The sequence below is a fragment of the Bradyrhizobium sp. sGM-13 genome (assembly GCF_018398875.1).
In the GTDB taxonomy this organism is placed as follows: domain Bacteria; phylum Pseudomonadota; class Alphaproteobacteria; order Rhizobiales; family Xanthobacteraceae; genus Bradyrhizobium.
Genome location: NZ_JAGWDK010000025.1, coordinates 37,769 through 58,565, shown reverse-complemented (window position 1 = coordinate 58,565; position 20,797 = coordinate 37,769). Strand labels below are relative to the sequence as shown.

Annotated in this window: 19 protein-coding genes; 8 read left to right on the top strand and 11 right to left on the bottom strand. The window is 63.5% G+C overall.

Translation table 11 applies throughout. The features are described 5' to 3' along the window. Window positions 1-72 precede the first annotated feature (72 nt). Entirely contained in the window at window positions 73-1,578 is a 1,506-nt protein-coding gene (locus KJQ96_RS29270; RefSeq protein WP_309142478.1) for an OmpA family protein, read from the top strand. Window positions 1,579-1,635: 57 nt separating this feature from the next. Here KJQ96_RS29270 and KJQ96_RS29265 read toward each other — a convergent pair whose 3' ends face one another. Beyond that, a complete protein-coding gene (locus KJQ96_RS29265; protein ID WP_213289834.1) occupies window positions 1,636-2,592 on the bottom strand; it encodes a homocysteine S-methyltransferase family protein in 957 nt (318 codons plus the stop codon). 202 nt (window positions 2,593-2,794) lie between these two features. Between KJQ96_RS29265 and KJQ96_RS29260 the strand changes: the two genes are divergently transcribed. Next, entirely contained in the window at window positions 2,795-3,430 is a 636-nt protein-coding gene (locus tag KJQ96_RS29260; protein ID WP_213289833.1) for a TetR/AcrR family transcriptional regulator, read from the top strand. Between the two features lie 40 nt (window positions 3,431-3,470). On the opposite strand, the gene KJQ96_RS29255 is transcribed toward KJQ96_RS29260, so the two are convergent. The 7 genes from KJQ96_RS29255 to KJQ96_RS29225 all read right to left on the bottom strand — a co-directional run bounded on the left by KJQ96_RS29255 (window position 3,471) and on the right by KJQ96_RS29225 (window position 11,304). Beyond that, window positions 3,471-5,225 (bottom strand): alkaline phosphatase, encoded by a 1,755-nt coding sequence (locus tag KJQ96_RS29255; protein ID WP_213289832.1) that lies wholly within the window; start codon window positions 5,223-5,225, stop codon window positions 3,471-3,473. A 265-nt stretch (window positions 5,226-5,490) separates the two neighbouring features. Next, a complete protein-coding gene (gene argG, locus KJQ96_RS29250) occupies window positions 5,491-6,828 on the bottom strand; it encodes an argininosuccinate synthase (protein WP_213289831.1) in 1,338 nt (445 codons plus the stop codon). A 105-nt stretch (window positions 6,829-6,933) separates the two neighbouring features. Next, window positions 6,934-7,695, bottom strand: a complete 762-nt coding sequence (locus tag KJQ96_RS29245) for a phosphatase PAP2 family protein (protein WP_213289830.1) — start codon at window positions 7,693-7,695, stop codon at window positions 6,934-6,936. Window positions 7,696-7,774: 79 nt separating this feature from the next. Next, window positions 7,775-8,266 carry a hypothetical protein gene (locus KJQ96_RS29240; RefSeq protein WP_213289829.1) on the bottom strand — a complete coding sequence of 164 codons (492 nt, stop codon included), beginning with the start codon at window positions 8,264-8,266 and terminating at the stop codon, window positions 7,775-7,777. Between the two features lie 29 nt (window positions 8,267-8,295). Then, window positions 8,296-9,495, bottom strand: a complete 1,200-nt coding sequence (gene rlmN, locus KJQ96_RS29235) for a 23S rRNA (adenine(2503)-C(2))-methyltransferase RlmN (protein ID WP_213289828.1) — start codon at window positions 9,493-9,495, stop codon at window positions 8,296-8,298. Window positions 9,496-9,663: 168 nt separating this feature from the next. After that, window positions 9,664-10,299, bottom strand: coding sequence for an invasion associated locus B family protein (locus tag KJQ96_RS29230; protein ID WP_213289827.1), 636 nt, complete (start codon window positions 10,297-10,299; stop codon window positions 9,664-9,666). A gap of 165 nt (window positions 10,300-10,464) precedes the next feature. After that, window positions 10,465-11,304 carry an SDR family oxidoreductase gene (locus tag KJQ96_RS29225; RefSeq protein WP_213289826.1) on the bottom strand — a complete coding sequence of 280 codons (840 nt, stop codon included), beginning with the start codon at window positions 11,302-11,304 and terminating at the stop codon, window positions 10,465-10,467. A 112-nt stretch (window positions 11,305-11,416) separates the two neighbouring features. Here KJQ96_RS29225 and KJQ96_RS29220 point away from each other — a divergent pair, with 112 nt between their 5' ends. The 3 genes from KJQ96_RS29220 (at window position 11,417) to KJQ96_RS29210 (ending at window position 15,045) form a co-directional block, all read left to right on the top strand. Beyond that, window positions 11,417-12,391, top strand: coding sequence for an NADPH:quinone oxidoreductase family protein (locus KJQ96_RS29220; protein ID WP_213289825.1), 975 nt, complete (start codon window positions 11,417-11,419; stop codon window positions 12,389-12,391). 342 nt (window positions 12,392-12,733) lie between these two features. Beyond that, window positions 12,734-13,837, top strand: coding sequence for a hypothetical protein (locus KJQ96_RS29215; RefSeq protein ID WP_213289824.1), 1,104 nt, complete (start codon window positions 12,734-12,736; stop codon window positions 13,835-13,837). Between the two features lie 44 nt (window positions 13,838-13,881). After that, window positions 13,882-15,045 (top strand): TAXI family TRAP transporter solute-binding subunit, encoded by a 1,164-nt coding sequence (locus tag KJQ96_RS29210; protein ID WP_213289823.1) that lies wholly within the window; start codon window positions 13,882-13,884, stop codon window positions 15,043-15,045. A 106-nt stretch (window positions 15,046-15,151) separates the two neighbouring features. Here the strand turns inward: KJQ96_RS29210 and KJQ96_RS29205 are convergent, their stop codons facing one another. Together KJQ96_RS29205 and KJQ96_RS29200 are read right to left on the bottom strand one after the other, a co-directional pair. Continuing rightward, window positions 15,152-15,538, bottom strand: coding sequence for a YkvA family protein (locus tag KJQ96_RS29205; protein WP_213289822.1), 387 nt, complete (start codon window positions 15,536-15,538; stop codon window positions 15,152-15,154). A 105-nt stretch (window positions 15,539-15,643) separates the two neighbouring features. Continuing rightward, complete coding sequence (locus KJQ96_RS29200; RefSeq protein WP_309142481.1) at window positions 15,644-15,952, bottom strand: 4a-hydroxytetrahydrobiopterin dehydratase; 309 nt, start codon at window positions 15,950-15,952, stop codon at window positions 15,644-15,646. 232 nt (window positions 15,953-16,184) lie between these two features. Between KJQ96_RS29200 and KJQ96_RS29195 the strand changes: the two genes are divergently transcribed. Then, window positions 16,185-17,615, top strand: a complete 1,431-nt coding sequence (locus tag KJQ96_RS29195) for a TAXI family TRAP transporter solute-binding subunit (protein ID WP_213289821.1) — start codon at window positions 16,185-16,187, stop codon at window positions 17,613-17,615. 95 nt (window positions 17,616-17,710) lie between these two features. Continuing rightward, complete coding sequence (locus tag KJQ96_RS29190) at window positions 17,711-19,285, top strand: alkaline phosphatase (protein ID WP_213289820.1); 1,575 nt, start codon at window positions 17,711-17,713, stop codon at window positions 19,283-19,285. A 22-nt stretch (window positions 19,286-19,307) separates the two neighbouring features. Here the strand turns inward: KJQ96_RS29190 and KJQ96_RS29185 are convergent, their stop codons facing one another. Further along, window positions 19,308-19,688, bottom strand: a complete 381-nt coding sequence (locus KJQ96_RS29185) for a response regulator (protein WP_213289819.1) — start codon at window positions 19,686-19,688, stop codon at window positions 19,308-19,310. 200 nt (window positions 19,689-19,888) lie between these two features. Between KJQ96_RS29185 and KJQ96_RS29180 the strand changes: the two genes are divergently transcribed. Further along, window positions 19,889-20,644 carry a Crp/Fnr family transcriptional regulator gene (locus KJQ96_RS29180; protein ID WP_213289818.1) on the top strand — a complete coding sequence of 252 codons (756 nt, stop codon included), beginning with the start codon at window positions 19,889-19,891 and terminating at the stop codon, window positions 20,642-20,644. Window positions 20,645-20,797 lie beyond the last annotated feature (153 nt).

The window sequence follows — 20,797 nt, the reverse complement described above, 5'->3', positions numbered from 1 at the left end:
GCGCCGAAGCAGCCGGCGGCGCCGACGCCCACGCCTACGCCGCCTTCCGCTCAGAAGGGGACGCCGTCTCCCGTGCCGCCACCCCCGGCAGCCGGTGCGAGACCTTCGCCGACGCCGGCTCCGGCCGCGTCGCCGCCGACGACTCCACCGCCCGGCGGAACCACAACCGCGCCGCCGGCGCGGCCCGGCGCGCCGCCCACGACGCCACCAGCCGCGGGCACCCCGACCCCGACGACGCCTCCGGCGGCGGGCGCTCCGACGACTGCGCCAGCGACACCGCAGGGACGCCCCGGCGCACCGCCGCCGGCCGCGGGTGCGCCAACGCCGGCGCCAACGCCACCGACGGGTCGTCCCGGCGCGCCGGCTCCCGGCGCCCCCGCTGCAACGGCGCCGGCCGCGACACCCGCGCCGACGGCGCCCCCGGCTGCTGGCACTCCGGCGGCTCCCGGCACCACGACCGCTCCCGCGGCGCCAACCGCCGTGCCCGGTGCCCCGGCCGCCACGCCGCCGGCAGGCCGGGTCCAGAACGCGCCGCCGACGGTCGCGCCGGCATTCCAGCGTGCGCCGCAGGTCACGGCACCACTGCCGGCGCCTCCTCCGACCCAGGAGGGGCTCAGGGCGATCGCCCCGGGCACTCGGGCTACAGGGCCGCAGCGCCTCGACGACTTCCGCGGCCAGCGTCGCGAAGTTCAGGAAGGCGGCCGCACGGTCATCACCGAACCGGGCCGGATCATCGTTCGCGATCCCGGCGGACAGGCCTATGTCCGTCACAACGAGGTCGAGCGCTTCCGCTACGGCGCGCGCGACATCCAGACCCAGACCGTCGGCGGCGAGACCCGCACTGTCGTCATCAGACCCGACGGCACCCAGGTGATCACGGTGATGGGCCGCGATGGCCAATTGCTGCGGCGTATCCGCCGCGACGAGCGCGGCCGCGAGATCATCATCATCGACAACAGCTACCGCGATCCGCGGGCGACCGGCGGCTTCTTCGTCGCGCTGCCGCCGCCGACGATACGCATCCCGTATAACCGCTACATCGTCGATGCCGAGGAGGCGGAGCCGGAGGTGATCTACGACACCTTGATGGCGCCGCCGGTGGAACGGATCGAACGGCGTTATTCACTGGACGAAATCCGTTACAGCCCGACCGTGCGCCAACGCATGCCGAGCATCGACGTCAACACCATCAACTTCGAAACCGGATCGTGGGAAATCCCGTCCGATCAGGCGGCGAAGCTGCAGGTGATCGCCGATGGCCTCAACCGCGCAATCCAGCAAAATCCGCGTGCGGTATTCCTGATCGAGGGCCACACCGACGCGGTCGGAAACGACGTCGACAATCTGTCGCTGTCGGACCGCCGTGCCGAATCCGCCGCCACCCTGCTGACGCAGCAGTTCAACGTGCCGGCGGAAAACCTGACGTCGCAGGGCTATGGCGAGCAGTATCTGAAGGAGCAGATCGACGGGCCGAGCCCGATCAACCGGCGCGTCACCATCCGCAATATCACGCCGCTGCTCAGCGGCGGGCAGGCGTCGCTGCCGCCGCCCCCGCCCGGCACCGCGCCGCCGCGCTGAGCCTGGCGGGCAATCAAGATGAAAATGGCCGGGAACAATCCCGGCCATTTTGTTGCATCACGCGCTGAGGGCCCGCGGTGGCACGCACGCCTCGCAAATGGCGGCGGCGTGCCGGTGATCGGTGCCGCAGCAGCCGCCAAGAATGCGCATCGTCGGAAACGCGTTCCTGAGCGCAACATAACGCCGCCCGAGATCGGCCGGGTCACCCGCATCAAGCGTTTCGGATTCGTCGAGTTCGGCATGGCTTTTTGTCGAGGCGTTGGCCCTGATGCCATGGATACGTTCGGTCCAGGCTTCACCCGCCTTCAACGCGTCTTCGAAATGAGTTGGGTGCGCGCAGTTGATCAGGAAGTATTCGGGCGCACCGTCGGTCTCGCGATCCACGGTCTCGATCGCCTCACGCAATGTTTCTCCTTTCACCAGGCGGCCATTGGTCTCCACCGTGAACGAGATCGCCACCGGAATCGCTTGCGACCGCGCTGCGCGCGCGATGCCGATCGCTTCATTGATGCTGTTAAGGGTATAGGCGGTGACCATGTCAGCGCCGCCTTCGACGAAGGCCGCAATCTGTGCCCGATGATAGGCCTCGGCTTCGTCGGCCTGCATGTTGCCTGCCTTGTAGCCGTCGCCGCGCGGGCCGATGGCGCCGCTGATGACGCAGGGTGCGTCTGGCCGCTCCCAGCCGGTGCGCAGCTCCTCGAGCAATGCAATCGAACGGACATTGATCCCAGCGAGCGCGGACACGTCATAACCGAGCTTGGTGCCCCAATCCGGATTGGCACGCCATGTCGGGCTGTCGAGCACGAAGCCAAGCCCATGGTCGCGCGCGACCGCGAGATAGGCGGCATAATACCGCTTCAGCTTTTCCCGCCCTTCGGCGCTATCCAGCAGCACAAAGGCGGCGAAGTGCGGCAGCTCCATGCCTTCGTGGAAGATCAGCGTGGTTTCCATGCCGCCATCGGTGAGGAAAACGCCACCGCGGCGCTGCGGCAGGGCGTGTCGGTATTTGGCCATTTCAACATCTCCGCGAATTAGAGGACCTCGATACGTCTCTCGCGCATCGCCCAGGTCCGGCGATGTTGGTGCCTCATAGTGTCGCGGCCGCCTAGGCGGCTTGTGGTGCGGATGAACCTTGAGCTGCAAAATGATACGAAATCAAATGGTTGCCGGCGGGGCGCAAAGCTCCTGCGGCTTTCGGCCGTGGAGAAACCGTACCATGAGTACAGTTTTGGAGACCCCGAAAGGCAAGGGCGAAGCCACCCGCGAGAGAATTCTCGAGATCGCGGAGGCGGCCGTGCTCGCCAAAGGCTTCGGCGCGACCTCGATCGAGGAAGTGATCGCCGAGGCGGGCCTCACCAAGAGCGGCTTCTTCTATCACTTCAAGGACAAGAACGCGCTCGCCCGCGAGATGGTCCGGCGATATGTCGCAACCAACGATCGCCTGTTCGACGAAATCTTCGGGCGCGGCCAACAGCTATCCGACGATCCGCTGCAGGCGTTCCTGATTTCACTGAAGCTGCTTGCGGAAACGATGGCGGATCTGCCGAACGGACATCCCGGCTGCCTGATCGCCAGCATCTGCTATCAGGAACGGCTGTTCGACCGTGAGATACGCGATCTCACCGCGCAATCCGTGCGGGACTGGAACGCGCGCTTCCGCACGATCCTCGACGGCATCGCGGCGGTCCATCCTCCGAGAGAGCCGGTCGACCTCGACGATGTCGCCGACATGCTGTCCTGCATCGTCGACGGCGCCATCATCATGTCCAAGACGCTGAACGATCCCGGCCGACTTGAACGGCAGGTCATGTTGTTTCGCAGTCTTGTGAAGCTGATGTTCGCGCCAAACTAGGCCGTCGCCCCGGCGAAGCCTTTCGCCGGGACGACCGTGACTAGCGTCCCGCCGCTGCAAGGCCGAGCGCGTCCGCCATCACGCGAAAGACTTCGGTATTATCCATCGAGCCTCGCACCCGTTCGCTGCCAGGCCCAGCCGCGGTCAGGATGACGTCCTCGCCGGAATGCACGCTCGCACCGACCATCGCCGGCAGGTTGCCCGGCCGCAGCACCGCGCCGGGAACGTCCTTGTATTTTTCATTGGCCTTGAAGGTTGCGGGATCGTCGCCCTTCACGGTCGGCTGGTTCGGATCGTCGAGCTTGGGACGAAAGGTCTCGTAGTGGTCGGGAAGGCTGGCGGAGAAGATGGCGAGCCGCCGGCTGACGTCGACGCGCGACGGATAGCCGTCCGCATCAGGCGCCGGATAGTTGGGGAAGCCGGCCTTGTCATAGACGCCGACGCGCTCGCGGAACGGCACGTTCGGCGTCGTGCTCATATCGTCATTAATGGTGCCGACCAAGCTGTTGGGATGGCTGTGGTCCGCCACGACCAGGATCAGGGTGTCGTCGCCGCGCTTGCTGGCCCAGTCGCGGGCAAGGCGCACGGCGTTGTCGAGCATGATGGTGTCATAGACCGCGCGCTCCATGTCGAGCAGATGGGCGTATTTGTCGATCATTCCGGATTCCACCATCAGGAAGAAGCCGGCTTCGTTTCTCGACAGCACGTTCAAGGCGGCCTGAACCTGCTCGGTCAGGTCCGGCTGCTCGGGAAACTTCTTCACGCCGCCACCCTTGAGAAATTTGCGGTCGAGCGCGCCGTCCATGTTTCCGGAGGCAAACAGGCCGAGCAACCGGCGCGTCTCGGGCTTTGCCGAGAGCGCGTTGAGCTCACCCGCGGTCATCGCCACGGGATAGCCGGCCTCGCGGAAACGCGCGATGTAATCGACATCGTCCTTGCGCTTTCCGGACGCAGCCTTTGGCAGGAAATTGGCGCTACCGCCGCCCAAGAGCACGTCGGGCTTGGCCGCAAAAAACTGCTCGACGATAGGATCATACTCGGCACGGCGACGGGTATGGGCCACCATCGCCGCCGGCGTTGCATCCTCGATTTCGGTATTGCTGACGATTCCGATGCTCAAATTGAGCCGGCGCTTGGCGAGGCTTGCGATAGTCTCGACCTTGGGATCGTCGAGCGGATCCCTGGTGCGGTCGGCATAGACGCCCATTGCATTGACGGCGCTCTTGTGGCCGGTTGCGTAAGCACTAGCCGAATTTGCGGAGTCGGTGATGATCGAATCGGAACCCGCGGTCGCCACCAGCGCCATATGCGGCATGTCGTCCATCGCAAGCTTGCCGAGGCTTTTCCCTTCAGCGATGCCCTTGGAAAGCAACCGCGCCCCGACGCGGTGGGATAGCGACATGCCGTCGCCGATGAACAGGATGACGTTCTTCGCCCTGCGCGGGCCGGTGTCGTAAACGGTCCATGCCACCTTGCGGCTGCGCGTGCCGTCTCCGGCTTCGACAACGACAGGGCCGGGCGCGGTCAGCGCGACGTCGCGGAGCATCAGCGCCGATTGGTCCTTGCCGTCCTCACGCTCGACGAAAGTTCCGGCGCGGCCGAAAGCAACGGCATAGTCCTGACCGTTGACCGTCACCTTCAGCTTGGCCGGATCGACTTTGTCGGGAAATTCGACCTTGAAGTCGAACTGCGCGCCGGCAAGGATTTCGGCGCGGTCGATGGGATAAATCGTCTGGGCATCGGCCGCAGATGCCGAAAGCAGGAGGCCGAGGACGATGGTGACAGTCTTGATCATGATCGAGCCTCCGGTCGGACACACGGTACGGGCAGTGTGTGCGGCTGTTCCGCGAGAATTCAGGCGGGCAAAATCTATCTGTCCCGGATGACGTATCCATAACGGACGCCTAACCCGCGTGGCACTCATGCCCCGGACGCGGCGCAGCACGCAGTATGCGCTGCTGAGCCGGGGCCCAAAAAGTGCGTATCGGTTATGTGGTCTTGGGTCCCGGCTCTGCGACGCACCGCTACGCGCTGCCTCGGGTCCGGCACACGAGAGTTTCTCAGCCCTTGTCGCTCTCGAGCTTGAAGATCTCCGAACCTTCGCTGCCCGCCAGCAGGCCTGTGTCCGAATAAAGCTTCAGCTTGGCGCGGGTATCGGCGATGTCGAGGTTGCGCATGGTGAGCTGGCCGATGCGGTCCGCCGGCGAGAACGCGGCGTCCTCGACCTTCTCCATGCTAAGCCGGTCCGGCTGATAGGTCAGGTTGGGACTCTCGGTGTTCAGGATCGAGTAGTCGTTGCCACGGCGCAGTTCCAGCGTCACCTCGCCGGTGACGGCGCGCGCCACCCAACGCTGGGCGGTTTCGCGCAGCATGAGGGCCTGGGAATCGAACCACCGTCCCTGGTACAGCAGTCGGCCGAGGCGCATGCCGCTGATCCGGTACTGCTCGATGGTGTCTTCGTTGTGGATGCCCGTGACCAGGCGTTCGTAGGCGATGTGCAGCAGCGCCATGCCGGGCGCTTCGTAGATGCCGCGGCTCTTCGCCTCGATGATCCGGTTCTCGATCTGGTCGCTCATGCCAAGGCCATGCCGGCCGCCGATGGCGTTGGCCTCGAGGAACAGGGTTACCGGATCGGTGAATGTCTGGCCGTTCAGCGCGACGGGCTGGCCCTCCTCAAAACGCACGGTGACCTGTTCGGCCTTGACGGCGCAGTCGTCGCGCCAGAACGGCACGCCCATGATCGGATTGACGATCTTGATGCCGCTGTCGAGACGTTCGAGATCCTTGGCCTCGTGAGTGGCGCCGAGGATATTGCTGTCGGTCGAGTACGCCTTTTCGGCGCTCATCTTGTAGGCGAATCCGTTGGCGGTCATGAACGCCGACATTTCCGCGCGCCCGCCCAGCTCGTCGATGAACTGCTGGTCGAGCCAGGGCTTGTAGATCTGCAAGTTCGGATTGGTCAGCAGGCCGTAGCGATAAAACCGCTCGATATCGTTGCCTTTGTAGGTGGAGCCGTCGCCCCAGATGTTGACGCCGTCCTCCTTCATGGCCGAGACCAGCATCGTGCCGGTCACCGCGCGACCGAGCGGCGTGGTGTTGAAATACGCGATGCCGCCGGTAGAGACGTGGAAGGCGCCCGATTGGATGGCGGCAACACCCTCGTGGACCAGTTGCGTGCGGCAATCCACCAGCCGGGCTTTTTCGCCGCCGAACTCCAGCGCTTTACGCGGAATCTCGTCGTAGTCGGTCTCGTCAGGCTGGCCGAGATTGGCGGTATAGGCAAAAACGCGCGCGCCCTTTTGCTTCATCCACAGCAGCGCCGCGCTGGTGTCGAGACCGCCCGAGAAAGCGATGCCGACTTTTTCCCCCTTGGGCAGGCTTTTCAGGATCGTACTCATCGAGCTTCCAATCGGTCGAAATAGCGGATGTCGTTTGAGGGCGGCGAATAACAAATTTCGCCGCCGTGGGCACGCGTTTAATGGCGCTTGGCGGCTGGGGACGGACTATCTTGCGTCGCGCCCGCGCCAGCGCTGCCACAGGCGGTAGCCGGGCCAGCCCCAGCGCGCCAGCGCGGCTTCGATTTGCGCATCGGTAAGCCTGGTCGACGGCCAGCGGTAGATCCAAGCATAGGCCAGCCAGATCACGAAAAAGCTGACGAGGCCGGCGGCTGCGACATCGGTGAAGAAATGCCCGCCGAACGCCATCCGTAGCGCGCTGGTCGCGATACCGAACAGAGTCGCCGCCGTATAGGCCAACGGCCGCCACGCCGGCGGTGTCAGCGCCGCGGGCGCGTAGGTCCAGAATGCGGTGGCGCCCTCGCCCGAGAAGAATGAGCAATTACGCCCGCAAGCCCCGCGCGGGTCCCACCACGGCACGAATTCCCAGGGGCCGTTGAACTCCGTCACCACCACCGGCCTTGGCCGTCCCCAATGGCTCTTGAAGGTCAGATTGGTCAGCACGATCGCGGAGAGCAGGATGGTGGCCAGCAGGAACACGGCCGCGCGTCCTGGAACCAGCATCGGCCGATCCGGCCGTAGCAGCTTCGCGACGATCGCAATCAGCGCCGGCAGCGCCAGCGCCCAGGCGATCCACATCGCGGCATCGCGCGCGAATGCGGCAAGCCCGTTCTGCTTTAATGGAAACGAGGTGCTCGCGGGATCGTAGAACAATGCCGCCAGCTTCAGGTCGAGTTCGGGAAAGATTCCAAACAGCAGTCCGACAACGAGCGACAAGCCCAACGCGATAATAAGTCCGGTACGGTTCATGGCGCGGGGTTTAGCCGAGCCGATGGGGGATGAAAAGGCACAAGCGCGCTTCCCTTCTCGCCTTGTTGTGGGAGAAGCATCAAGAGAATGGCCGTGACTGCGATGGCAGCGGCGGCAACGGCTTTATCGGGGGCGCCGGTTCGCGCCAGGCGCCGGCGGTGCGGCCTGCGATCAGCCAGTAGACGAGGCCGGCGACGATGCCGGCGCCGGTCATGATTTCGAGATGACGACGCACGATACCATCAAAAGTCAACGTCTCGGGGTCGAAGGGGACGAGGCCGAGATAGCAGGCCGCGCCAACAATCGCGCCGCCGACGGCGTAAGCGAGCACGCTGCGGATGTAGAACGCTTCGGTGATGAGCACGACCACCAGTGCCGGCAGCAGCGCAAAGCCGGACAGGAAGATGAAGCCGAAGCCGAGCACGACATCCAGCGCGCCCTGGTCGATCGGTCCGCCGCCGAGATCGCTGAATTCCGGATACAGCACCGCGCCGACCACGATCATTCCCGCCACGAAGCAGGCGGCGAGGAAGGCGAACAGGATGACGAAGAAGCGGCCGACTAGTGCCATGGTTCATGCACCGTCATTGCGAGGATCGCTCAATCCGTCATCGCCATGGCGCGGAGCGCCTGGCGCTCGCGCGCGGACAGTTTTTCGGTCTCCGACTTCAACTGGCCGCAGGCGGCGAGGATATCGCGGCCGCGCGGCGTGCGGACCGGCGAGGAGTAGCCGGCGTTGAAGATGTATTCGGAGAATTTTTCGATCTGCTCCCAATCCGAGCACTCGTAGCGCGAACCCGGCCATGGGTTGAACGGGATCAGGTTGATCTTGGCCGGAATGCCCTTGAGCAGCTTGACCAGCAGCTTGGCGTCGTCGAGGGAATCGTTGACGCCCTTGAGCATCACATATTCGAAGGTGATGCGCCGCGCGTTCGACGAGCCCGGGTAATCGCGGCAGGCCTGCAGCAGTTCGGCAATCGGATATTTTCGGTTCAGCGGCACCAGCTCGTTGCGCAATTCGTCGCGAACCGCGTGCAGCGAGATCGCGAGCATGACGCCGATCTCCTCGCCGGTGCGGATGATGTTGGGCACCACGCCCGAGGTCGACAGCGTGATGCGCCGGCGGGAAATGCCGATGCCTTCGTTGTCGGCTGTAATCAGCAGCGCGTCGCGCACCGCGTCGAAATTATAGAGCGGCTCGCCCATGCCCATCATGACGATATTGGTGACGAGGCGACTGCCGGTCGGTGTCTCGCGATCGGCCCAGTCGTTGAGACGGTCGCGCGCCACCATGATCTGGCCGACGATTTCGCCCGCGGTGAGGTTGCGCACCAGCCGTTGCGTGCCGGTGTGGCAGAACGAGCAATTCAGCGTGCAGCCGACCTGCGAGGAAACGCAGAGCGTGCCGCGATCGGTTTCGGGGATGTAGACGCACTCGACTTCATGCGCTTTCTGGAACGCGTCGCCGCTCGGCAGGCGCAACAGCCATTTGCGGGTGCCGTCGTTGGAAACCTGCTCGGCCACCACTTCGGGACGATCGACGGTAAAATGCTGCTCGAGTTGCGCGCGCATGTCCTTGGAGACGCTGGTCATCTCCGCAAAGGATTTGGCGCCGCGAAAGTACATCCAGTGCCAGAGCTGTTGCGTGCGCATCTTGCGCTGCGCAGGCGCAACGCCGATCTCGCCGAGCCGGTCGGCGATCTCGGCGCGCGACAGGCCGATCAGCGACGGCCTTGCCGGCGGCACATAGGCTTCGAGCGGAACCTTCTCCAGCGGTGCCACGGAAGATGAAAGCGTCATTAAGTCACACGAGATGGTTGGGGGCGGCGTAGGGTGGGCAAAGCGCAGCGTGCCCACCACAAACGTCAATGGTGGGCATGGCGCTTTGCGCCTTTGCCCACCCTACGAAGTCAATCAAATAGGCCTTCCCCGGCCCCTAAACAACGTCATTCTGGGCTTAAATGCCGTCTAGCGCTTGCAATCCTGCGCCAGCCGGTCGAGCGCCTGGGACAGCCCCTTGAGCGAGAAGACGTCCGTGGTCTCGGTGCCCTTGGCAGAGACGCCCTTGATGGTGACCTCGGTAGATTTGCGCATGGCGTTGACCATCTGCTCTTCCTCCGCGGCGTTCTTGATCCAGAGCCCATCGCCCTGGGTATACATCGCGTAGGACGCGCCGCCGACCTCAAGAGAGGATTCCGAGCCTGGCTTCAGCGCGTAGCCGATCATGATCGAGACCTCGTTGAAGACCTTTTCCGCCGGACGCGTCGAGACGAAGGCGTAGGCGGGATCGCGCGGACGATTCGGCGGATTGGTTTTCGACGACGACGGCTTCGCCAGCGCAAAGCAAACCTTCTTGCCGTTCGGCGCCGCCGTGTAGGCGCCCCAGGTGCCGTACTGACCGATCAAGGTAGGTTCCGCGCCGCCCGCGGCAGCAGCCGCTGCCGGTTCCGGCTTCTTTGCCGCGGGTGCAGGTGCTGGTGCAGGTGCCGCCTTGCCTGAATCCTTGGCGCCCTTCGAAGCAGGGCTCGGTGTTTGCGCGAGGGCTGTCGTCCCGCACAACGCCGCAATCGCAACCAGAAATGCCAGTATTCGCAACACGGACAACTGGTTCCCTCATTATTGTGACTGGAAGATGGCCCGCGGGCGCATCGCGCCGCCGGGGATGGATAGCCGGGAAATGCTTTTTTGGGAAGGCAGTTACGGTGTTACTCACCGCCGCGGCGAGGCTTCGTCCCTGATACCTTCGAATTCAGAGCACGGGTGTCGACTTCAGTCCCTGGAACGGCGCTCGCGCTGCTTCTGCCACTGTGCATCGGTCCATTGCAGCAGATCCTCGGCACCGGAACTGCGCAAATGCGCGCCGCCATCCTGCACCACCATCTCGCCATTGATGTAACCGGCCTGGTCGGAAATCAGAAAGCTCGCGAGATTCGCAAGTTCGCCATGCTCGCCGGCGCGGCCAAGCGGATTGCGTTGCGCCCAGCTTTCATCGCGGCCCTCGGGACGGAGCTGACCCGACGCGCCCGGAGTCGGAAACGCGCCGGGCGCGATCGCAACCGTACGCACGCCCTTCGGCCCCCATTCCACCGCAAGACTTTTGGTCATCGCGAGCACAGCGGACTTCGCCATCGCCGACGGTACCGTGAAAGCGCGGCCGGTGATCGTCGAGGTCGAGAGTATGCTCAGCACCACGCCCTCGTGCTTGCCGTCGATCCAGCGCCTGCCCGCGGCGAGGGTGCAGTACATCGTGCCATGCAGCGTCGGCGCCAGGATCGCATCCGCCGCGCGGAACGAAAGATGCTCGGTCTGCGCGATGAAGGTCGCGGCAGCATTGTTGACCAGCACGTCGATCGGCGCCTCCCGCCAGATCTGGTCCATCATTGCATCGACGGAGGCGCCGTCGCGAATATCGCATCGGATTGCGGTGACCTTGCCGCCGAGCTCCGCGCGCATCTGCACGGCAGTGGCCTCCAGCAATTCGAGCCGTCGGCCGCAGATGACGAGCTCTGCGCCAAGCTCGACGAAGCGGCGTCCCATCGCCGCTCCAAGGCCCGAGCCGCCACCGGTGACCAATATCCGTTTTCCGGCCAACAGGCTGTTTTCAAACATCGTTTGAATCCCCTTCACCCGCGCGAGACATGCGTCGGAATCGGATTGTAGCCCGGCTTCAAATCCGGCATGAAGCAGTCAGCCCATCGTCGGTCCGAAATCAGGTGTGTCCATGAAAGCCATTCTCTGCTCGCAATATTGCCAACCGGACGATCTCGTGCTGGCCGACGTGCCCGATCCGGTGGCCGAACCGGGACAGGCCGTGATCGCGATCAAGGCCGCGGCGCTGAATTTCTTCGACATCCTGATGATCCAGGGCAAGTACCAGATCAAGCCGCCGTTCCCGTTTTCGCCAGCTGCCGAAGTTGCCGGCGTGATCGAAAGCGTCGGCGCCGGCGTCACCGATCTGAAGGTCGGTGACCGCGTTGTGGCATCCTGCGGCCACAACGGCGCGCGCGAAAAGATCGCACTGCCGGCAAGCTCGATCGTGAAGATCCCCGACAATCTGGATTTTGACCGCGCCGCGGGGATCATCATCATCTACGGCACGGCACTGCACGCCCTGGAAGATCGTGCCAGCCCGAAACCCGGCGAGACGCTTGCCGTGCTGGGCGCTGCCGGCGGCACCGGCCTTGCAGCCTGCGAGCTCGGCAAGCTAATGGGCCTGAAGGTGATCGCCTGCGCGTCGTCGGACGAGAAGCTGGAATTTGCCAAGGCGCACGGCGCCGAGCTGACGCTGAACTACAGCAAGGAAGATTTAAAAGAGGGTTTGCGTCGGCTCACCGGGGGCAAGGGCGTCGACATCATCTTCGATCCGGTCGGCGGCACTTACGCCGAAGCCGCCTTGCGCTCGATCGCCTGGGAAGGCCGCTTCCTGGTGATCGGCTTTGCGGCGGGCGACATTCCGAAGATGCCGCTCAACCTCGCGCTGCTCAAGGGCTGCGATATCCGCGGCGTGTTCTGGGGTGCCTGGACCAGGGTCAATCCCGAGAAGAACCGCGCCAACCTGGAAAAGCTCGTGAAGTGGACGGCGGAAGGCAAGATTTCCTCGCATGTCGACCGCACCTTTCCGCTGGCAGAAACCGCCGAAGCGCTGAAGGTGCTTGCCGGCCGCAAAGCGATGGGCAAGGTGATCCTGCATCCCTGAGGTGCGGGATCATCGTTGAACTTAGTCGCCCACTCGGAAGAAGCGAGAGCGGTCTGTGCGATGCGCGGACCAGCGACGCACATTTTTTCGCATCTGCGGCATGAATTTCATCTCACCGATATAGTTTCTCGGTAACAATGCGTGTTTTCAAACGGCAGGATGCCGCTAGTTTGCCTCAATCATACCAAAATATCTCCTCATTCCCACCAGCCTCCGCCGTTTTTTGAGCCCATTCCGTGTGCGATTTTAACCATCAGTGAAGGGGCGCCTGTACGTCAATAAGAGCAAGAAGTAGGTGCAGGGGGACGCCCGTCGTTGCGTTCAGTAGTGGGGAGCATCATCATGGCGGAGAACATCAAGCCGGTTCAGGCGAGAGATCCGTTCGACAGATTCGACGAAGCCATCAGCGATCCTCGGTTGTACGAGGCCGATCAGCCTCGGTACGAGCAGCTTCGATACGAGCAACCCCGATACGAACAGCCTCAATACGAACAGCCCCGATATGAGCAGCCGCAATACGAACAGCCGCAATATGCGCAGTCTTTTGCGCCGTCGTTTGAGCGGACTGATGTGCTGCCGGAGGAGCTCCCGCCACACGAGCCGGTGCCGCTTTTCCTCTCCAACTACGAGGAGGAGTCGCATCAGCAGCTTTCCGAATATACGTTCGGCAGCGGAAGGTTCGGCAGCGGCGGCCTGAAGAAGGCGCGGGCCGGGCGCATTGTAACCGGCGTCGTGATCGTGTCGGCGATCGCGGCCGTTCTCGCGCTGTTTTCGATCGACTCGACCCGGGCCGTCATCTTCAACGCCTCGCTCGGCGGCGGTGGCGGCGGCATCGCGCCGCCAGCCGACCAGCTCGCCGCGGCGGTGCCGGAGCCCCAGCCGCCGCAGCAGCGCGTTGCCGCGCCGCCGCTGGCCGCCGAGCCATCCGGTGCGGAGATGGCAGCCGCTCGCCGCTCGCCGCCCACCGCGCTGGCATCCGCGTCGCCGACGCGCGACGAAATTGCCGCCGCCTATCAGAGCGCACTCAAGGGCAAGGTCGCGGTGCCTGAGCCGGTGGCGCGCGAAGCATCCAACGACGTCGTCGCTGCGATCAATCCGGCGGCCCCAGTTGCCGCGGCCGCACCGGCCGTACATGAGCCCGCGCGCGAGGCGGCTCCGGCACGTCGCATCGATCCGGAAGAACTTGCGGCGTTGCTGAAGCGAGCGAAAGGCCTGCTTGCGATCGGCGACATTACTTCCGCCCGACTATTGCTTGAGCGCGCGGCGGACGCGCAGGAGGCGGAGGCGGCATTGATGCTGGCCGGAACGTATGATCCGCAAGTGCTGGGCAGCCAGGACTTGCGCAGCGTCACGCCCGATCCGGCGGCGGCGCGGCTCTGGTACCAGAAGGCCGCCCAGCTCGGGTCGCCTGATGCGAAGCGGCGGCTCGGCCAGTTGCAGAACTAGGCAATTACTCAAGAAAATTACTCAAGACCAGCGCAGAGGAACCCATGCGGCACTTAATGGGAATGGCATTGCTTGCCATCACGGTGGCATGCAGCAATACGGCGGCCAAGGCCGCTGAGAAGGAATACGATCCGGCCAAGGTCAGCGAAAGTTTGAAGGCGATTTTCCAGTTCGGCTCGGTTTCCACCAAGCAGGCGCTGAACGCCAACACAGTCACACTGATCTCTGGAACGATCGGCGGCACCTACGTGCAGTTCGGCGCCGACCTCGCTTCCGTGCTCGACGACGGAAACAAGTTGCGCGTACTTCCGATCGTCGGGCGCGGTTCTGTACAAAGCGTGGCCGACATCCTGTTCCTGCAGGGTGTCGACCTCGGCATCGTGCGTGCCGACACGCTCGACTATCTCGAGAAGAAAGGCTTCGCCAAGGACATCAAGAAGCAGTTCACCTACGTGACGAAGCTCTACAATGAAGAGATGTACGTCCTCGCATCGAAGTCGGTGACCAACATCAGCCAGCTCAACGGCAAAAAGGTCAGCGTCGACCTTCCCAATGGCGGCACCTTCGTAACCGCCGCGATCGTGTTCGAACGGCTCGGCATCAAACCGAATTTCCTCTATCTCGAGCAGCGCATCGCGATGGAGAGAATGCGGGCTGGCGAGATCGACGCCGTGATTGCCGTCGGCGGCAAACCGTACAAATCCGTCGCCGCGTTCAAGGACGATCGTTTCCACCTGGTTCCGGTCGACTATTCGCGGCCGCTGCAGGGCGACTATTTGCCGGCCACCCTGACCTCGAAGGACTATCCCAACCTGATCGCCGAAGGCGCGAAGGTCGATACCATTGCCGTGCCCGCGGTGCTCGCGGCCTACAACTGGGCGCCCAACACGGAGCGCTACCGCAAGCTGGCTCAGTTCGTGGACGCCTTCTTCACGAAGTTTCCGACGTTCCAGAACCCGCCGTTCCACCCGAAGTGGAAGGAGGTCTCGCTGTCGGCGCCGCTCCCTGACTGGCAGCGCCTGCCGGTTGCCGAGCAATGGCTCAAGACCCACAATGTCGAGGCCGTGTCGCGCGCCAGGTTCGATGAATTCTTGAAGCAGAGCCCGACGACCGCGGCCAGCGTCAAGACCGACGCGGACAAGGAAGCGCTCTTCAAGCAGTTCCAGGCGTGGGAAGCGGAGCGAGGCGCCAGGGCGCAGACCCGCTAGGCGTCTTCCGGCGAAAGCCGGCGTCGATCCGGGACGGCCGCCGGTTCATCAAGGCCAGAAATCGAAAGCCCGTTCCGATTCAATCGAAACGGGCTTTTGGCATCCGCTATTCCATCGCTTCATCAGCGTCGATCCCGCGCTTCAGCGCAGCGCGGGCGGCATCGCGATGCTCCTGCGTGATGTGACTTGCGACCAAGCGGATGGCGGTGGCGAGCACAGCCGCATCGTCGGTGAATCCGAGCAGCGGCATCACGTCCGGCATGAAATCGAGCGGCAGGATGAAATAGGCGACGGCGCCGAGCAGCGCAGCCTGTACGTGACGCGGCGTCTCTTTGTCGAATGCACAATAGTACGCCGCGAGCAGATCCTCGGCGAAGGGAAGCTGTGCTACCACCCGCTTGAACTTGATCCAGAAGCGCCGGCGCACATTCTCGCGGTCCTGTGCCAGCCGGTCGGCCGGCTCAAAACCCGCGGTGTGATCGGACGATGCCATCGCGACGCTCCCCTTGCATCGGCGCGGCAGATCGCCGCGGCCAACATGTACGAATGAAGAATTGGGGATGTCCGCCCCACCATGCAAGATCGCGGCGAGGCGACCTCAGGCGACGCCCAATTGCCCGGCGATGGCGTTCATGGCCTTGGCCAGATCGATATCGCGCCTGGTGACGCCGCCGGCGTCATGGGTCGCCAGCACCACTTCCACCGTCTTGTAGACGTTCTTCCATTCCGGGTGGTGATCGTTCTTTTCGGCCACGAGGGCGGCGCGGGACATAAAACCGAACGCCTCGTTGAAGTCCTTGAACGTGAAGGTGCGGGCAATCGCCTCACGGCCGGCCGTTTCCGACCAGCCAGCTAGTTCCGCGAGCGCCGATTTCCGCGCTTCTGCCGATAGCCGTTCCGCCATGATCGCCTCCGCGCTTGAATCAGCCTGTCACCTGATACCCAAGCCTAAACACCCAAGCCTAACACCCAAGGCCGCGTCGGGGATCCCCCATGCCCAAAAATGGCATGCAAGGCGCGTCCAGCCCCGGATGCCGGTAACCATGACAGAGATGTAACAAAGGTTTCGCGGGAAATTTGCTAGAATGTCAATGAAGCGTGCCGGGTGCGTGAAATTCCACTCAAACCTCCGGGGATTGATGACCGACGGCCCCCATTCTGCGGAAACGCCGGCCGCCCCCTCGCCCCGCTCTGCGAAACGACGGCTGACATTCGTGACGCTGGCCGGCGTACTGGCCGTCGTCGGCGCGCTAGCGGCCGGCTATTACTTTGCGATGCGGCCGGTGACGCTGCGGATCGCGGTTGGCCCTGCCAACAGCGACGATCTCAAGGTGGTTCAGAATCTGGCGCAGGCCTTTAATAATCCCAGGAACAGCCAGGTCCGGCTGCGCCCGGTGCAAACTGACGGCGCGGTCGCGAGCGCCAATCTGCTCGGCGAAGGCAAAGCCGATCTCGCCATCATCCGTGGCGACCTCGAGGTGCCGAAGAACGCGCAGGCCGTGGCAACGCTGCGCAAGAACGTTGCGGTGTTATGGGTGCCGTCGGCCGGCAAGGCCAGGGCTGCCAAAGGCAGGAAGGCCGCGCCCGAGATCAAGAACATTACGCAACTCGCCGGCCGTCGCATCGGCGTGGTCGGCCGCACCCAGGCCAATGTCAATTTGCTCAAGGTGATCCTGCTGCAATACGGCGTCGATCCCGGCAAGGTCGAGATCGTTCAGTTTCCGGCCAACGAGGCCGCGGAAGCCATTCGCAGCCAGAAGGCGGATGCCTATCTCGCGGCCGGCCCGGTCAACAGCAAAATCACTTCGGACGCGATCGCGGCTTCGACGCGCGATGGCGGCACGCCGAAATTCCTGGCGATCGATTCGGCGGAAGCGATTGCGCAGAACCACCCCGCCTATGAGGCTTCCGAAATTCCCGCCGGGACCTTTGGCGGCGCGCCGGACAAGCCCGAGGCAGAGGTCAAGACCATCAGTTTCGCGCATCACATCGTGGCGCGCAGAGGCATTTCGGAATCGACCATCGCCGCCTTTACCCGCCAACTATTCGCTATCCGGCAAACCCTGAAGAACGAGTTTCCGCTCACCGCAAAGATCGAGACGCCCGACACCGACAAGGACGCCACGATTCCCGTGCATCCCGGCGCCGCCGCCTTTGTCGACGGCGAGGAAAAGACCTTTCTCGACCGCTACAGCGATTACATCTGGTGGACGTTGATGGCGATGTCGGCGATGGGCTCCGCCGGCGCGTGGTTTGCGGGCTACCTCAAGAAGGATGAGCGCAACGTCAACGGATCGCAGCGCGACCGGCTTCTCGACATGCTCAGCGCCGCCCGCCAGTGCGATTCGATGGACGAGCTCGACCAGATGCAGGCGGAAGCGGACGACATCTTGCGCCACACGCTGCTGTGCTACGAACACGGCACGATCGAGGAAGGCACGTTGACCGCTTTCAACATCGCGATCGAGCAATTCCACAACGCGGTCGCCGACCGCAAGTCGCTGTTGCTGAGCATGCCGCAAAATCTGCAACGCGCCAGCGCGCAGTTCCGCGCGGCCGGCAACGCCTGATCTGCCTGATCTGCCAGCCCGGTAATCGAGCCGTCATCAAATCTTTCTAGGTCTGACGGTGCTACACCGCACCCGCCAGATCCGAAGAGGGCCGCATGAGGTTCAGGATTTCCCGCAATCGCCTTCCTGGAATTTCGCGGCGTCGTTTCCTCGCCACCGCCGGAGCAGGTGCCATTGGCGTCATTGCAACGCCTTATCTCAGCCGCGCCGCGGACCGGCCCGTCGTAACCTCCGGCGTGCAGTCGGGCGATGTCGGTGCTGACGGCGGCGTGGTGTGGGCGCGCGCCGACCGACCCTCGCAAATGCTTGTCGAGGTCGCCACGAGCGAATCCTTTGCCAACGCACGGGCTTTGCCGCCGATCGCGGCGCTGCCCGAAAGCGACTTCACCGCAAAAATGCTGCTGGAGAACCTTCCTGCCGGGCAGGAGATCTTCTATCGCATCCGGTTTCGCGACCTCGCCCATACCGGCATCGAAAGCGAGCCGGTGGTCGGGCGGTTTCGCACCGCACCTGGCGACCGCCGCGCCGTCAGCTTCGTTTGGGGCGGCGATGTTGCCGGGCAGGGCTGGGGCATCAACCCGGATGACGGCGGCATGCTCACCTTCGCCACCATGCGCAAGCATCGCCCGGATTTCCTGCTGCACTCGGGCGACACCATCTATGCCGACGGCCCGATCAAGGGCGAGGTGACGCTTCCCGACGGCAAGATCTGGAAGAACGTGACGACGCCCGAGAAAGCAAAGGTCGCCGAAACGCTCGACGAATTCCGCGCCGCGCACAAGTACAACTTCATGGACGAGCATCTGCGCGCGTTCAATGCCGAGGTGCCGATCTTCGTGCAGTGGGACGACCACGAGGTCGTCAACAACTGGTCGTCGTCCAAGGAATTGCCCGCCGTCTACAGGGAACGCAACGTCGCCCTGCTCGCGGCCCGCTCAGCACGCGCCTTCCACGAGATGTATCCGATCCGCGCGAACATCACGGAGCCGGGACGGCTCTACCGCACGCTCCATTATGGCCCGCATCTCGACGTGTTCGTGCTGGACGAGCGCAGCTATCGCGGACCGAATGGCGCGAACCAGGAGACCGCTTACGGGCCGGAAAGCTTTTTTCTCGGGCCGGCGCAACTCGCGTGGCTGAAACGGGAACTGTTGAACTCGCGCGCCACCTGGAAGGTGATCGCATCCGACATGCCGCTCGGCATCATCGTCTATGATGATGCGCGCAACAGAAAAGGCTCGGAAGCCGTTGCACAAAACGACGGCCCGCCGCGCGGCCGCGAGCTGGAGATCGCCGATCTCCTGCGTTTCATCAAGACGTCGGGCGTGGTCAATACGGTGTGGCTGACCGCGGATGTGCACTACGCGGCCGCGCATTACTACAATCCCCACAAGGCGCAATTTCAAGAATTCGATCCGTTCTGGGAGTTCGTCGCTGGTCCCCTGCACGCCGGCAGCTTCGGCCCGAACGAGCTCGACAACACGTTCGGACCCGAGGTGAAGTTCATCAAGGCGCCGGGGCCCGGCAACCAGAACTTGCCGCCGTCCGCCGGAATGCAGTTTTTCGGCCATGTCAGGATCGACGGCGGCAGCGGACAGATGACGGTGACCTTGCGCGACCGCGCCGATGTTGCGCTGTGGTCGACCACACTCGATCCCAAGCCGGTGTAATTGCTGCGCCGGCCGCAACCGTTCAAGGCATGACGCGGCTGTTCTTCAGCAGCGCCTGAAGCGCTTCGGTCGAACAGGGTTTTGGCAGCCGCGGCTTCGCCGCAAATGCCGCCGGCAGCAGCGCGTCGGCGCCATAGCCGGTGACGAAGGCAAACGGGATCTTGAGCACCTCAAGCCGTTCGGCGACGGCAAAGCTCTTTTCGCGGATAAGACTGACGTCGAGCAGCGCAAATTCCGGCGGCCGATGGGCGATCAATTCGAGCGCCTTGGCCACGTTCGCGGCGATCCGCACCGTCTTCACGCCAAAACCCAGAATGGTGTCTTCAAAATCGAGTGCGATGATCGGATCGTCTTCAACGACCAGCACGTCGCAGGGCATGCCGTCACGGGGGGCGCAGTCCATGTTCTCGCCGGTTCCAAGGTTCAGATTTTGATCGGGATCCGGGCCGAAGCCCGGAGATTGGCAGTCGGCCTATGCCTCGCAAAAAGCGCATCCGCCTGTTCCGGAACTGAAACCACCACATCTTCGTTCGATCGTCTGTTCACTTGTGAACATATGAACGGAGCCAAACCAATTATATTGAGGGAAATAGGGGAGTCCCGATGCTCACGCGACGCGAAGTGACGGCCGCCGTTCGGCCGTTCAATAACCTGCTGCGTCGCTTGAATGACGCCGACTTCGGATTGATCGAACCACATCTCGTTCCGGTCGATACCCAACCGAATGACCTGCTCTACAACCCCGGCGATAACGTCGAGACCGTCCATTTTCCCTGCGGCCCCAGCCTCGTCTCTTACTTGGTCGCCAACGAGGATGGCCGCGACGTCGAAACCGTTCTGATCGGCCGCGAGGGGGCGGTGGGCGGAATCGTCAGCCAGGGCTATCTCCCAGCCTATACTCGCATCACGGTCAAATTCGCGGGGCCGTTCGTGCGGCTCCCGGTCGGCAAGCTCGATGCTGCGAAATCGAAGTCACGCACGCTGAGCAACATTTTCGCCCGCTATGCAGATTGCATGCTGGCGCAAATCTTCCAGTCCACCGCCTGCAATGCGATCCATTCGATCGAGCAGCGTACCGCGAAATGGATCATTTCGGCGATGGAGCGCACCGATGGCGATGACGTCGTGCCGCTGACTCATGAGCAACTGGCGACCCTGCTCGGCGTCGGCCGCTCCTACACCAGCCGGGTCATTCAAACTTTCAGGATGGAAGGCACGCTGGAGACCCGGCGCGGCTCGATCCTGGTCCGTAACCGGGAGACGCTGCGGAACCGATCCTGCCGCTGCAATGAGGCGGTGAAGGCCCATTTTGACGAGGTCTTGCGCGGGGTGTATCCCGACCCCGAAGAAGGCAATTGAGCCTGGCCATGCCCAAAATCGGCTAACCAAATGCCAAACGAACCATTGTTTTTTGGCGTTTTCTGAATATATTGCGCCGCAACGCGTAAGGTGTGCCCGGTCCTTTTGGCCGGGCTTCCTTTTTGGGGCAGGTTTGAGCCATGGCCCCGTTCG

Bases quoted from the DNA above. Each gene is read 5' to 3' on its own strand.
- KJQ96_RS29265 (WP_213289834.1), bottom strand. From the start codon at position 2,592: ATGGCCAAATACCGACACGCCCTGCCGCAGCGCCGCGGTGGCGTTTTC.
- KJQ96_RS29260 (WP_213289833.1), top strand. From the start codon at position 2,795: ATGAGTACAGTTTTGGAGACCCCGAAAGGCAAGGGCGAAGCCACCCGC.
- KJQ96_RS29255 (WP_213289832.1), bottom strand. From the start codon at position 5,225: ATGATCAAGACTGTCACCATCGTCCTCGGCCTCCTGCTTTCGGCATCT.
- argG (WP_213289831.1), bottom strand. From the start codon at position 6,828: ATGAGTACGATCCTGAAAAGCCTGCCCAAGGGGGAAAAAGTCGGCATC.
- KJQ96_RS29245 (WP_213289830.1), bottom strand. From the start codon at position 7,695: ATGAACCGTACCGGACTTATTATCGCGTTGGGCTTGTCGCTCGTTGTC.
- KJQ96_RS29240 (WP_213289829.1), bottom strand. From the start codon at position 8,266: ATGGCACTAGTCGGCCGCTTCTTCGTCATCCTGTTCGCCTTCCTCGCC.
- rlmN (WP_213289828.1), bottom strand. From the start codon at position 9,495: ATGACGCTTTCATCTTCCGTGGCACCGCTGGAGAAGGTTCCGCTCGAA.
- KJQ96_RS29225 (WP_213289826.1), bottom strand. From the start codon at position 11,304: ATGTTTGAAAACAGCCTGTTGGCCGGAAAACGGATATTGGTCACCGGT.
- KJQ96_RS29220 (WP_213289825.1), top strand. From the start codon at position 11,417: ATGAAAGCCATTCTCTGCTCGCAATATTGCCAACCGGACGATCTCGTG.
- KJQ96_RS29215 (WP_213289824.1), top strand. From the start codon at position 12,734: ATGGCGGAGAACATCAAGCCGGTTCAGGCGAGAGATCCGTTCGACAGA.
- KJQ96_RS29210 (WP_213289823.1), top strand. From the start codon at position 13,882: ATGCGGCACTTAATGGGAATGGCATTGCTTGCCATCACGGTGGCATGC.
- KJQ96_RS29205 (WP_213289822.1), bottom strand. From the start codon at position 15,538: ATGGCATCGTCCGATCACACCGCGGGTTTTGAGCCGGCCGACCGGCTG.
- KJQ96_RS29195 (WP_213289821.1), top strand. From the start codon at position 16,185: ATGACCGACGGCCCCCATTCTGCGGAAACGCCGGCCGCCCCCTCGCCC.
- KJQ96_RS29190 (WP_213289820.1), top strand. From the start codon at position 17,711: ATGAGGTTCAGGATTTCCCGCAATCGCCTTCCTGGAATTTCGCGGCGT.
- KJQ96_RS29185 (WP_213289819.1), bottom strand. From the start codon at position 19,688: ATGGACTGCGCCCCCCGTGACGGCATGCCCTGCGACGTGCTGGTCGTT.
- KJQ96_RS29180 (WP_213289818.1), top strand. From the start codon at position 19,889: ATGCTCACGCGACGCGAAGTGACGGCCGCCGTTCGGCCGTTCAATAAC.